We start from the raw sequence: 12,806 nt of genomic DNA on the forward strand, positions 1-12,806 counted from the left end.
AATCATTGAATAGAGGGATGAGTTATGCATAATAGACAAAACTACTTGTATGTAGGAGTAGATTTACATAAGGAGCAGCATACGGCTGTTATTATTAATTGTTGGCAAGAGAAATTAGGAGAAATACAATTTGATAATAAACCATCTGCATTTTCAAAGTTTTTATTAGAAGTAGAGACATATGTGAGTGATGGTATATCAGTTGTATTTGGTTTAGAAGATGTTGGTGGTTACGGAAGAGCGTTAGCGAAATATTTAGTAGATCATGAACAAGTAGTGAAAGAAGTAAATCCAGCTTTATCATTTTTAGAACGAAAGAGCCAAGTGATGATACAAAAAAATGATAGTTGGGATGCGGAATGTGTGACACGCATATTGGTAAACAAATTTAATCAATTGCCAGATGCAAAGCCAAACGATTTATTTTGGTCGATACAACAATTGGTTTCAAGAAGGAATGCATTAGTAAAAGCACAAAGTGCATTAAAGAACCAATTACATATTCAATTAAACCACCATTATCCAAGTTATAAAAAGTTTTTCTCAGAGTTAGATGGAAAAACAGCATTAGCGTTTTGGCAGCAATATCCGTCACCCTCTTGTTTAGAGGGGGCAAATATAAAGCAATTAACAGCTTTTTTATTGGATGTTAGCAACAATACATGTTCAGTAAAGAAAGCAAGCGACATATTAAAACTTGTAAAAGAAGATGGACAAACAATGAAAGAGTATCAAGAGACACGAGACTTTTTAGTAAGAAGTATTGCGAGGGACATTGCATTTAAAAAGCAGGAAATGAAATACATCGAAAGAGAATTAAAACAGCTAGTAAATCTACTAGATTATCAATTAGAGACGATGCCGGGAATAGAACTTGTGACGGCATCAGCATTAATAGCAGAAATTGGAGATGTAAGGCGATTTCCGAATGCCAACAAATTAGCACGATTTGCGGGGATTGCGCCTGTTTACTTTGGTTCTGGTGGGAAAGGTAAAGTACATAAGAGCAAACAAGGAAACAGGGCGTTACACGCTTTATTTTATAATTTGGCAGTACAGCAAGTACAAGTAGCAAAAGGAAGTAAGACGCCACGGAATCCGGTGTTTCATGCATACTATCAAAAGAAACTAAAAGAAGGCAAAACAAAAGGACAAGCATTGGTATGTATTATGAGAAGGCTTGTAAACATTGTTTATGGAATGATGAAACATAAAACAGCATATGAATTGCCGGTAGTACAAGAGAAGGAAGTAGTTTAATAAGGTTTTATATGGTTTGTTTTTTTATTGTGAGAGTTTAAGATTACAACATAGGGTACGGGTAAAGGTAGTACTGTAAGTGAAGTTAAAACATTTGTGGACAAAGGGAAACAGTTTACAAATGGAAGAAAAAATAGGTTAAAGCCTGATATTAGGTATAAAACGGGAGAGTATGATTACTTTTACGAAACAGATAATCTTGGGAGAATTGAAAAATTTGAAACAGATAAGTTACAATTAACTGAAAGAGAGAAGAGATTATCACATAGCAAAAATACACTAGGAAAAGTAAAAGGGCAAGATCACGCAGGACATTTGGCTGGTGATAGATTTGGAGGATCACCTAAAATTGACAATTTAGTTTCGCAATTATCTGATGTTAATATGAAGCAGTATAAGAAAATTGAAAATGAATGGGCTGCAGCTTTGAAAGAAAAACCGCCTAAAGAAGTAACAGTTGATGTTGAAATAATTTATCATGGCAATGATATGCGTCCAAAGGAATTTATAGTTAATTACTCGATTGATGGTAAGGCGGACTTCAGAGTTATTAAAAATTGATTTAAGGAGTGAAAAAGTAGTATGAAAGAATTTGAAGATAAATTTAGTGAATTGCAAGCAGATATGATATCTATATGTATGGAATATGTTGAAGATAGGGCGGATAAGGTGTACGTTTATGCTTCGCGTGAGGAAGGAATTATTTCGGGAAGTTTCTTTTATTGCATTAACAATAAGTATGTAGAACGTCATAAAGTAAATGATGCATTGGAAGATGAAGACGAAAGATATGATGTTTCTACTAAAAGACAGTCTATGGTATTACGCATTATATGTGAAGATATTGAGAAAATTGAAGAATTATGCAAAGAATATGAGCGTGACATGCCAACTGAGATGAAATTGATATATGATGTTCATAGTGGCAAGTTTAAAGCTCAATATAAGTATGATTTAGTATATACGAATGATGAAGTTAAAACAGCTAGCCATATTGCTGATGAGTGGTTTGAGGAAGTGAAAAATAATAAACTTTAAAAAATTTATAGTAATAGATATATTTAAACTGAATTAATAACGCATGAAAGTTTTAGCATCTATTTGTATAATAGCATTTGCATACAGGAGTGACAAAGTATTGCTGTAATTAATTTAAAACATGTTATGGAGTACTATGTGCAATGATAGAATAGAAAAAGAAGTACGAGCTTAGACGAGATGACATTTTATATGGCGATAAATATAAATACATGGAATGTATATGAAACTAATGAACTCGTACAAACTCGTAAGTTTTAACGTAGTAGTTTTTATGACATACAAAAGGTTTCATACTTTTACTGCAGGATTTACAAATTTATGCTACTTAAAAACATATGAACTTAAAGCGCTTGTTTGTAAATTAAAGGCAACAAGTGCTTTTTTCGTCTCAGTATAAAAATGATATATAATAAAGATAAAGTTAATATTAGCTTGAGATTATAAAAAGTGAAAAATAGGTACTAAAAAGCAGCTGTCGATGGCATAAAAACAGCCAACCACAAAGTAACAGAAGGTGTAAACTTTGTAGCCTCCACAGCAAAAGGATTTGCCGACAAAATCGGAAGTCTATGGAACAAAGGTGCCACAACCGTAAAAACAACCTTCTTGCAGGGGAATGAAAAGATCCAGCACGCAGTAAAAACATTACTGGAATACAAATGGATCCCAGGCGAGGGAAAAGGCTTCGCCATGGCTGGAGTAGGAAATGTCTCAGGAGGAGGACAGTATTCTCTGAAAGAGGCTTATCAGTATATGGAGAGTAAGGTTGTTAAGGGTACGGGTGAAGGACCTGCAAAAGTAAACTATGGAGAACAATATGCTAGGGAAAAACGTAAAAAGATATTAAAGCCAAATGTTGAGTATACAAGTAAAGAAGGATATACATATACAACAGATAGTCAAGGGCGTGTTGCAAGTTGCGAGGGTAGCCTTCAATTAGGTGATGGTAAGCGGAATAACTACGCTCAGAGAGTGGTAGGTGGGAATGACCGTTTGGATGATGATGACGGCGGACATTTAATTGCAACTATATTTAAAGGCTCTGGTAATATGGATAATTTAGTTCCAATGAATAGTAACTTAAACAGAGGAGAATGGAAAAAACTAGAGAATGAATGGGCTAATGCTCTTAATGATGGTGATAAAGTTAGGGTGAAAATAACGCCGAATTATAGCGGGAATTCAAAACGTCCAGACAGTTTTGTTATTAGATATAAAATTGGTGATGAAGATAGATGGAGATTAAAGAATTTTGATAATGTACCAGGAGGAAAATTAGATGAATGATGAAAAATTAAGCAAGTTATACAATGAAATAGCAGAGGTTGTAATTGATACAATTCCAGAGAAGTGGTTTAAGGTTTATCTGTATGGTGAGGTTGGGGAAGGTGCTCAAGAGTCATATTTTTATTACTACCCTGAAGAGAATAGTACTCCTATTTACAGTCATAGTATTTTTGAACTCTTTAATGTCCCAGAAGAAGAATATTTTAAGAAGTGGCATCGTTTGTTAGATTGTATTAAGAGAATGAAGAAGGAGTTTGTTGATAATGATCAAGAAGCTTGGACAAATTTCACTATGATTTTTGATAATACAGGAAAGTTTAATATTGACTTTAATTATGATGACCTTTCAGATGAAAATTCCCACGAGAGAATGATTATTTGGGAATATGAACATCTTGGTCTTATGCCTAAAAGTAATTCAGGGAAAAAATACTTAGAAAAGCATCTTAAAAATCTTGAAGATACAAAAAATTGAGTGCAATACCATATATGATAAAAGCTTGTAGTGGTTTAACGTAAACATGCATAAGCATATATGAGAAGTGGGTAGAAAAAGAAATGGCTATTTGGAAGAATAAACTCCATGATGGTTGTACAATCATGGAGTACTATGTGCAATGATAGAATAGAAAAAGAGGTACGAGCTTTGGTGAGATGACATTTTACTGGGTGCTGAATCTAAACACATGGAATATATATTAAACTAACGAACTCGTACTAACTTGTAAGTTTTAACGTAGTAGTTGTCATGATATATAAAAGGTGTCATATTGTTACTATAAAACTTATAAATTTAATGTTACTTAAAAAACATATGAGCTTAAAGCACTTGATTGTCTATGAAAGGCAACAAGTGCTTTTTTGTGTTATAACGTGAAAGTTTAAAAGAGAATAATAATTTTATAAGTGCATTAATTGTTAAATTTTTATAGATTGTAATGGCTATGTGCAGTGTATGACGATAGTAGAGGGATTGTATTATTTTTTAAAATCATCGTAAAGTACGTTTTAACGGGTGATGTAAGAATACATATAATAAGAGGTGAAGTTATGTCTACTACAACGGTAAATAACGCTATTCAACAAAGGGAGTCATCACAACAACAAGATGACGATGATCAAGAAGAAGGTACTGATGACGAAGGATAATGAAAAATAAAAAAGGATTTCTCATTAAATTTTAATATATCCCTTGACAGTTACAAATATAACAGATATACTTCATATTAATTTCAAAAGAAAATATATTCTAAATATTAAAATGTGTTGAATAGGAGTAGTAAGGTCGTATATTTGTACAGAGAGCTATGGGTTGGTGTGACATAGTCAAATGACATCCTGAACTCGCCTAGGAGCAGTAAGGTGGAACAGAATCACATTCTTAGTAAATCTTAACGGTTAACCTTCGATATTAGGTTTGTAATCAAACGATTACTACTAAGGTGGATTCATAATGGAATCAATAAGGGTGGTACCGCGTTAAGTAAATGGCTTAGCGTCTCTTTATATAAAGAGATGCTGAGCCATTTTTTATTTTATAGAAAAAGAAATGGAGGGTTTATTTGGATAGGTTCATAAAATTTGTTTATTTATATAAAAAGATTTAATTGGGAGGAAAATAAGATGAAACAAACGGAGCAATGGACTTCGAAATTAGGTTTTATAATGGCTGCAGCCGGATCGGCAATTGGACTTGGCGCAATATGGAAGTTTCCTTATATCGCCGGCAAGAGCGGGGGAGGAGCATTCTTTTTAATTTTTATATTATTTACAGTATTAATTGGACTACCACTACTTATAGCTGAATTTATGATTGGACGCAGTACACAGAAACAAGCAATTGGCGCATTTAAAAGTATTGCACCAAATACAGGGTGGCACTGGATTGGACGCCTTGGCGTCGGAACGTGTTTTATACTACTTTCGTTTTATAGTGTTGTAGGTGGATGGGTGTTAATTTATTTATTCAGAGGAGTAACGGGACAACTTATTACTCCAGGACAAAATTACGGTTCATTATTTACTGAAACAATTGGAAATCCCGTTTGGGCAATTATGGGACATTTCGCTTTTATGTTCATTACGATTTGGGTTGTATCAAAAGGTGTACAAAACGGAATTGAAAAAGCAAGTAAATATATGTTGCCAGCGTTGTTCGTTTTATTTGTCGCTCTTATTGTTCGCTCATTAACACTTGATAATGCAATGAAAGGTGTGAAGTTTTTCTTACAACCAGACTTCTCAAAGATTACTTCAGAAAGTATTTTGTTCGCAATGGGGCAATCTTTCTTTGCGATTAGTATCGGGATCTCCATTATGGTCACGTATAGTTCCTATTTAAATAAAAAAGAAAGTTTACCAAAATCAGCAATAACAATCGTTGGGTTGAATTTATTTGTTTCATTATTTGCGGGTCTTGCTATTTTTCCAGCTGTATTTTCATTAGGAATGGAACCAACAGAAGGGCCTGGATTACTATTTATCGTATTACCATCAGTATTTAGTCAAATTCCATTTGGTGGGTTTTTCTTAACAGTATTCCTTGCACTATTTACATTTGCGACATTAACATCGGCATTTTCACTATTAGAGACAGTTGTTTCAGCATTAGCAAATGGCGAACAAGAAAGAAGAACAAAGTTATCATGGATGATCGGTTTCTGCATTTTCTTAGTAGGTATACCATCAGCGTTATCATTTGGAGTATGGAGTGATATTACGATTTTCGGAAAGAATATTTTTGATGCAGTAGACTTCTTATCTAGTAATATATTAATGCCACTTGGTGCACTATTTATTAGTATTTTCGTTTCATTTAAAATGGAAAAGAAGGTATTAGAAGCAGAGTTTTTTGTAGGTGGTAATTATGGAAAGAAAGTATTTACTTGTTGGGCGTTTTTACTTCGATTTGTAGCACCGCTCGCAATCATTATCGTCTTTTTAAATGTAATAGGGATTATTTAACAGTAGATGTTATAATATTCAGTAAAAAAAGAAGGTGATGATCATAAAGGGGAATTTGATAGAAGCAGGGAAATACATGCATATTAGAGGCAAAAAGCTATACGTTGAAACACATGGAAATCCTAAAAATAAGCCAGTTCTATACTTGCATGGTGGACCAGGGGAAAGTTGCTATGATTTTTCATTTCATCAAGCAGAACGTTTAAAAAATTCTTTATATGTAATTATGATAGATCAAAGAGGGGGTTGTCGCTCAGAAGAAATTACTGAAGACGAAGCTTTTGGATTAAATGATTTGATTGAAGACTGTGAGGAATTAAGAAAATCATTACAAATTGAAAAGTGGTCTATAATTGGACACTCTTTCGGTGGATATGTAGCATTGCTATATGCGTCGATATATCCAAGTTCAATTGAGAAAATAATATTTGAAGGGCCAACTTTTGATTTTGCATTAACAAGCAGGGCTTTGTTGCAAAAGACAGGGTATTTATTAAAAAAGTATGGAAAAGAAGAAGTAGCAGAAGAGTCTTTTGCTTATTCATCTAGCAATGCGAGTTCAGAAGAGTTGTTAGAAGCTTATATAAGATTAAGTGATGAATTAGAAGAAAAAAGAATGGAACTTTACAATTATAAGGAAGATGTGACAGACGAGAGTTTATATAGTGATGAAGAGTGGGAAGAATTTTCAAATCGCTCCAAGATTCATTTTGATAAATTAAAATTAGAAGGAGCATTTCATACTTCATTATTACGAAAAATAAAAGATGTACAAAATCCAATGTTATTAATTGTAGGAAAACATGATGTAGTAACGTGTGAAAAACAAATTGAAATATTTAATAAAGATGCTCGAAACGGCAAGTATATTGTATTTGAAGAGAGCGGTCATTCACCTCATTATGAGGAAGCAGATAGATTCGCAGAAACAGTCATACATTTTTTGAAATGAAGAAAAGGGTGCTTCTATAAATGAGAAGCATCCTTTTTAATTTATGGATATGTGATTGTAATGTTGGGCCAATTACTTTGCCAGTTCTTTTTAATAACTCTGTTTTTGTACATATGTATACGCTCTTTCGATTCCAGAAAATGAGCTGTTGGTCTCACTTGTAAGGAAAGAACATCTTCAATGCCGCACGGAGCTGTTAATATAACTTTGTTTTTTTCGTCTAATGTAACTCCTAACGCCGTTGCTGTTTCAGGGAATTTAGAAATAGCATCAACAGAAGAAGAATACGGTGGCATATTATTTACTACATGCATACGAGCTTGATTCTTTACAGACCAAGGAATAGTAGCATCCATATTCATTAATTTCGTTTCTAATGATTGTTCGTATATCTCATCTTTATGTAGACTATCATAATAAATCACATCAACATCAGGCATAGTCGTTTTAGCTTCATAGTTATGTAAAGTATCCCAAATTTTAGAACGAATAAATCCGGCACAAATCCACCAATCAGGTAATTCTAGTGATTTTGCTATTTGTAATACATTCATCATCCATTCGTCGTTTTCTATTAAGCGAACTATATCTTGCTCTGTTTGTATTTTCATTTGATATCTCACCTTCTTTTTTAGAGAGTGCATTAATTCATAAGCTTTATAATCCATTTAATCCAGTAAGCACCTGGTATGAATAACAGTTGAGCTAGTAATGTACCAAAAAGTCTAGAAATCATTAGCCAAGCATACATTTTACTCATTGCTTCAGCACCTTCTTCTGATTGAAGAGCGCGCTCTGTTAAAAGAGCAATACGTGGATCTAATAGCACTGTTAATAAAATAGTAGCAAAACCATTAATAAGACCAGAAGCTGTAGTGGCTTTTGTTGCGAAAGCTGGAATTAAATAAGAAGCATATAATGCGGAAAGAACCCCCGCTGTATAAATAGCAGTAGAAAACATGTTAATAAGCATAATACGTTTTGGAATACCGCCGATACGCAGCCTATGAATCATTTCGAACTTTGGAAACCGTACATATTTTTTTGTGTACTTTAATTTTTGAATGTTATTCGTCTTCATCATTCGAATGAATGAACCATCTGTTTCAAAATTTTGAATGACGTATCCAAATAGTTTTGTCAAAGTTGGATATAGTATAATCGCAAGCAACGTACCAACAGAAGCCGATAATAGAACGAGTCGCATAATATTCTCTAAATCAATAGAAGAATCTAGTTTTGCTTCATCGACAATCCCGCCAAGTAAAAAGGCTTGTAGTAAGTTTGACGTTCTTGAAATGAGCAATACAATTCCTACGACAGATAATGCAACAGCGATCTTCTTTAAACGAACGCCTGCTAATCGAATACTATAAGAGCTTGTTTCAACTGCGTGGATTACAATTGTGAAAGCCATTATAAAAATTAACGTAATTGCCATTTGTTTCACCAGTTTCTATTAAAATAATTGTAACTTTTTTACTTTATCATATCTATTACATTTTGTAACTGAAAGTATGTGACATAGGAAAAGTAATTTTTCAGAAAAAAGATAATGATAGTATTATAATAGAAGGGAAAGAGGGGAGATCTGTTATAGGTTACTTATAAATTAAAACGAGTGGGGGATTGAAACGTGTACACAACATATTTATTTGATTTAGATGGAACATTAACGGATCCGAAAGAAGGGATTGTAAATTCAGTATTGTATGCATTAAAAAAGGTCGGCATTGAAGAATTACATATAAGCGAGTTAGATTCATTTATTGGTCCACCCATCCAGCAATCATTTGTAGAGAGATATAATATGAATGAAGGAGAAGTTGAACGAGCTGTTTTTTATTTCAGAGAATATTTAAAGCAACGTGGATTGTTGGAGAATAATGTTTACGAGGGTATTCCAAATCTTTTAAAACAATTAAAAGATACTGGAAATCGTTTATTTATAGCAACTTCAAAGCCTACTGTATTTGCGAAACAAGTGCTAGATCATTTTCAATTAACGGGATATTTCGAAGATATCATTGGAAGTAATTTAGATGGTACGAGAATAAAAAAAGAAGCAATCATTGCTCATATTTTACAAACAAATGAAAAACTTAATAAAGAAGAAATTGTTATGATTGGAGATAGAAAGCACGATATAATTGGTGCGAATCATAATGAAATTGCATCAATCGGCGTTTTATATGGCTATGGTAGTGAAACAGAATTGACCGAAGTTGGTGCGACTCATATCGCAAAGGATGTAAAAAAACTACACCATCTTTGTTTAGAAAATAGTTTGATAAAGAAGTAAATATAGAGACTAATAATCCCTTTATAACGTATGATGATGAAATCGTTTTTGTTTAAAGGGATTTTTTATATGTAATCGAATATGTATAATTAGACATTTTTAGCATGAAAAATTTGTATGAATAAGAGGAGTGATGTCAGAATCAAAGGATTAATAGAAATTTATCAATAAAAGTTTGAATTTTCAGTTTAAAGGAGGGGTATAATTGGAGCTAGTTATTATATTATTAGCACTTAGTTTACTTATGTTTGTAGCGTATAAAGGATTTTCTGTTATTTTATTTGCACCGATATTTGCATTATTTGCGGTATTTTTGACAGAGCCTAGTTTTGTATTACCTTTCTTTTCGAATATTTTTATGGAGAAAATGGTAGGTTTTATTAAACTATATTTTCCTGTATTTTTACTCGGGGCAATATTTGGGAAAGTAGTAGAAATGTCAGGGATTGCGGACTCAATTGCAAAGACAATTATAGAGTTAGTCGGTGAAAAACGTACAATATTAGCGATTGTATTAATGGGTGCTATTTTAACGTATAGTGGTGTTAGTGTGTATGTAGTAGTGTTTGCTGTATATCCGTTCGCAGCTAAGTTGTTTCGACAAGCGAATATTCCAAAACGTTTAATTCCTGGAACAATCGTTCTTGGAGCGGTCACGTTTACGATGGATGCGCTACCTGGATCACCACAAATTCAAAACGTAATACCTACGACGTTTTTTAAAACAGACATTTATGCTGCGCCGATACTTGGTATTGTAGGGGCAATTTTTGTACTTACGTTAGGTTTACTATATTTAGAGAGTAGACGTAAGAAGGCGAAAGCAGCTGGAGAAGGATATTTTGGTTTTAACGATGGGAATACGGAAATGGCAGCTTCTTTACAAGCAGAACAAAAAGATATGCAGCTGGTTAAAAATATTGAAATTACAAGAGCGCAGCAAGTAATTGCTTTTATACCACTTATTTTAGTAGGTGTAATGAATAAAGTTTTTACTATTATGATACCGAAGTGGTATCCGAATGGTTTTGATTTTTCTGCAATTGGTATGAAAGCATTTGGAAAAGTAGAATTAAGTGCAGTAGTTGGAATCTGGTCAGTAGAATTAGCACTTATCATAGGTATAGTAACAACGTTATTATTATATTGGAAACGAGTAGTAACAGGATTCCAAGCTGGATTGAATACAAGTATTGGTGGAGCGCTACTTGCGACGATGAATACAGGAGCTGAGTTTGGATTCGGTGGTGTTATCGCAGCACTTCCAGGTTTTGCGATTATGAGAGATGGCATTTCTGCCACGTTTACCAATCCGCTAGTGAACGGAGCAGTCACGACGAATATTTTAGCTGGCATTACAGGTTCTGCATCAGGAGGAATGGGAATCGTTTTAAGTGCAATGGGTGATAAGTTTATTGCAGCAGCTAATCAATTCGATATTCCGTTAGAAGTAATGCATCGTATCGTATCAATGGCATCAGGAGGAATGGATACATTACCACATAACGGAGCTATCATTACTATTCTTACAGTAACTGGGTTAACACATAAACAATCTTATAAAGATATATTTGCTATTACAGTTTTGAAAACGCTTGCTGTATTTTTAGTTATCGCGTTCTATACTTTAACAGGAATTTATTAAATAGATATTTTATAGACGAAAATATTAATTAGGGAAAGAAGAGGTGGAGTACTTGCAAGAAGTTGCTGAATTTCGTATGCCGAAGTCTGTATTATATGGAAGAAATTCGCTTGAAAAACTGGGGGAACAATCCAAGAAGTTTGGAAAAAGAGCTTTTATAGTAACTGATACAATTATGGAGAATTTAGGATATGTTGAGAGTTGTATACAACAATTAAATACAAAAGGTATTACCGTTATTACATATAATAAAGTAAATGCTGAGCCTACAAATATACACGTGTTAGAGGCGTTAACTATTTGTAAAGAGGAAAAGTGTGATTTTATTATCGGTCTTGGTGGTGGAAGTTGTATTGATGCAGCAAAAGCAGTTGCGGTGTTATATACAAATGGCGGAGAAGTAGAAGATTATGTCCAAAAGGATATGGAAATAGACAATGATCCGCTACCGCTCATTGCAATTCCAACAACTTCGGGTACTGGGTCAGAAGTAACAAGTGTAGCAGTAATTACGAATAAACGAACAGATGTAAAAATGATGATGAAACATCCGAGTTTTACCCCGCAAGTAGCGATTATTGATCCGATTTTAACACGTTCTGTACCACCTCATATTACAGCAGCAACAGGGATAGATGCATTATGTCATGCAGTCGAAGCATATATTTCTAAAGTTTCACAATCACTTACAGATGTACTCGCTCTTTCCGCTATTGAAAGTATTATGAAATATTTACGTATTGCATATGAAGATGGAGAGAATATGGAGGCAAGAGAAGCGATGATGATTGCTTCCTTACAAGCTGGAATTGCATTTTCAAACGCATCTGTTACATTAGTTCATGGAATGTCAAGACCAGTAGGAGCGTTATTTCATGTACCACATGGTATATCAAATGCAATACTATTACCTACAGTTTTAGAGTATACAAAAGTGAGTGCAGTAAAAAGACTAGCAGAAATTGGACGCTGTTTAAATAAAGATATGTATTCCTATTGTGATGAAGAAGTAGCCGATTACACGCTCGGGGAAATAAAAAAACTTTGCTTTGATCTTCGTATTCCAAATTTAAAAGAATACGGAATTGGTGAGGTTGAATTTGAAAAAGCTATTTCTAAAATGGCATCAGATGCAATTGAAAGTGGAAGTCCAGCAAATAATCCACGAGTACCATCCTATGATGAAATTAAACAGTTGTATCGAGAATGTTTTCATTATCGATATGAAGATTCTATAAAAACATTAGAGTTTTAATTTCAGAATATTCTTATAAAATTTCCTTGGAAATAGTTAAAACAAGACTTTATATTTTGAACGTAAAGTCTTGTTTTATTATGTATAATATACATAATAA

The 12,806-nt window shown here is 33.4% G+C and carries 12 protein-coding genes and 1 other annotated feature; of the genes, 10 read left to right on the forward strand and 2 right to left on the reverse strand.

Annotation, left to right across the window (positions count from 1 at the left end):
• Positions 1–24 precede the first annotated feature (24 nt).
• The 7 genes from EKQ63_RS12115 to EKQ63_RS12155 all read left to right on the forward strand — a co-directional run bounded on the left by EKQ63_RS12115 (position 25) and on the right by EKQ63_RS12155 (position 7,504).
• The gene (locus EKQ63_RS12115) at positions 25–1,260 is read left to right on the forward strand and encodes an IS110 family RNA-guided transposase (RefSeq protein ID WP_143881075.1); all 1,236 of its coding nucleotides are present in this window, start codon (positions 25–27) and stop codon (positions 1,258–1,260) included.
• Between the two features lie 96 nt (positions 1,261–1,356).
• Entirely contained in the window at positions 1,357–1,821 is a 465-nt protein-coding gene (locus tag EKQ63_RS12120) for a DNA/RNA non-specific endonuclease (protein ID WP_143881076.1), read from the forward strand.
• Between the two features lie 21 nt (positions 1,822–1,842).
• On the forward strand, positions 1,843–2,298 hold the full coding sequence (locus EKQ63_RS12125; protein WP_088063235.1) for an immunity protein YezG family protein: 456 nt from the start codon (positions 1,843–1,845) through the stop codon (positions 2,296–2,298).
• A 609-nt stretch (positions 2,299–2,907) separates the two neighbouring features.
• Positions 2,908–3,588: a DNA/RNA non-specific endonuclease gene (locus tag EKQ63_RS12135; protein WP_263053825.1), complete on the forward strand. Its 681-nt coding sequence runs from the start codon at positions 2,908–2,910 to the stop codon at positions 3,586–3,588.
• Positions 3,581–4,063: an antitoxin YezG family protein gene (locus EKQ63_RS12140; RefSeq protein ID WP_143881078.1), complete on the forward strand. Its 483-nt coding sequence runs from the start codon at positions 3,581–3,583 to the stop codon at positions 4,061–4,063. Before EKQ63_RS12135 ends, EKQ63_RS12140 begins: the two co-directional genes overlap by 8 nt.
• Before the next feature lie 782 nt (positions 4,064–4,845).
• Positions 4,846–5,094 (forward strand) — a binding site (T-box leader).
• 117 nt (positions 5,095–5,211) lie between these two features.
• Positions 5,212–6,552: a sodium-dependent transporter gene (locus EKQ63_RS12150; RefSeq protein WP_143881080.1), complete on the forward strand. Its 1,341-nt coding sequence runs from the start codon at positions 5,212–5,214 to the stop codon at positions 6,550–6,552.
• 37 nt (positions 6,553–6,589) lie between these two features.
• A complete protein-coding gene (locus tag EKQ63_RS12155; RefSeq protein WP_143881764.1) occupies positions 6,590–7,504 on the forward strand; it encodes an alpha/beta fold hydrolase in 915 nt (304 codons plus the stop codon).
• Between the two features lie 41 nt (positions 7,505–7,545).
• Here EKQ63_RS12155 and EKQ63_RS12160 read toward each other — a convergent pair whose 3' ends face one another.
• The gene (locus EKQ63_RS12160) at positions 7,546–8,115 is read right to left on the reverse strand and encodes a nucleotidyltransferase family protein (protein WP_088327136.1); all 570 of its coding nucleotides are present in this window, start codon (positions 8,113–8,115) and stop codon (positions 7,546–7,548) included.
• A 32-nt stretch (positions 8,116–8,147) separates the two neighbouring features.
• Positions 8,148–8,945, reverse strand: a complete 798-nt coding sequence (locus EKQ63_RS12165; RefSeq protein ID WP_087994850.1) for a lipid II flippase Amj family protein — start codon at positions 8,943–8,945, stop codon at positions 8,148–8,150.
• 195 nt (positions 8,946–9,140) lie between these two features.
• Here EKQ63_RS12165 and EKQ63_RS12170 point away from each other — a divergent pair, with 195 nt between their 5' ends.
• The 3 genes from EKQ63_RS12170 to eutG all read left to right on the forward strand — a co-directional run bounded on the left by EKQ63_RS12170 (position 9,141) and on the right by eutG (position 12,706).
• Positions 9,141–9,806, forward strand: a complete 666-nt coding sequence (locus tag EKQ63_RS12170) for an HAD family hydrolase (protein WP_087952388.1) — start codon at positions 9,141–9,143, stop codon at positions 9,804–9,806.
• A gap of 205 nt (positions 9,807–10,011) precedes the next feature.
• Positions 10,012–11,451 (forward strand): GntP family permease, encoded by a 1,440-nt coding sequence (locus EKQ63_RS12175; RefSeq protein WP_070805909.1) that lies wholly within the window; start codon positions 10,012–10,014, stop codon positions 11,449–11,451.
• 52 nt (positions 11,452–11,503) lie between these two features.
• The gene (gene eutG, locus EKQ63_RS12180; RefSeq protein ID WP_016717364.1) at positions 11,504–12,706 is read left to right on the forward strand and encodes an alcohol dehydrogenase EutG; all 1,203 of its coding nucleotides are present in this window, start codon (positions 11,504–11,506) and stop codon (positions 12,704–12,706) included.
• The last annotated feature ends 100 nt before the right edge of the window (positions 12,707–12,806 follow it).

This window comes from Bacillus sp. BD59S, assembly GCF_007363175.1.
Taxonomy (GTDB): Bacteria; Bacillota; Bacilli; order Bacillales; family Bacillaceae_G; genus Bacillus_A; species Bacillus_A pacificus.

What these genes read in the sequence shown, in the direction of transcription:
- EKQ63_RS12140 (WP_143881078.1), top strand. Translation starts at nt 3,581, where the DNA reads ATGAATGATGAAAAATTAAGCAAGTTATACAATGAAATAGCAGAGGTT.
- EKQ63_RS12160 (WP_088327136.1), bottom strand. Translation starts at nt 8,115, where the DNA reads ATGAAAATACAAACAGAGCAAGATATAGTTCGCTTAATAGAAAACGAC.
- EKQ63_RS12155 (WP_143881764.1), top strand. Translation starts at nt 6,590, where the DNA reads ATGATCATAAAGGGGAATTTGATAGAAGCAGGGAAATACATGCATATT.
- EKQ63_RS12115 (WP_143881075.1), top strand. Translation starts at nt 25, where the DNA reads ATGCATAATAGACAAAACTACTTGTATGTAGGAGTAGATTTACATAAG.
- EKQ63_RS12150 (WP_143881080.1), top strand. Translation starts at nt 5,212, where the DNA reads ATGAAACAAACGGAGCAATGGACTTCGAAATTAGGTTTTATAATGGCT.
- EKQ63_RS12165 (WP_087994850.1), bottom strand. Translation starts at nt 8,945, where the DNA reads ATGGCAATTACGTTAATTTTTATAATGGCTTTCACAATTGTAATCCAC.
- EKQ63_RS12125 (WP_088063235.1), top strand. Translation starts at nt 1,843, where the DNA reads ATGAAAGAATTTGAAGATAAATTTAGTGAATTGCAAGCAGATATGATA.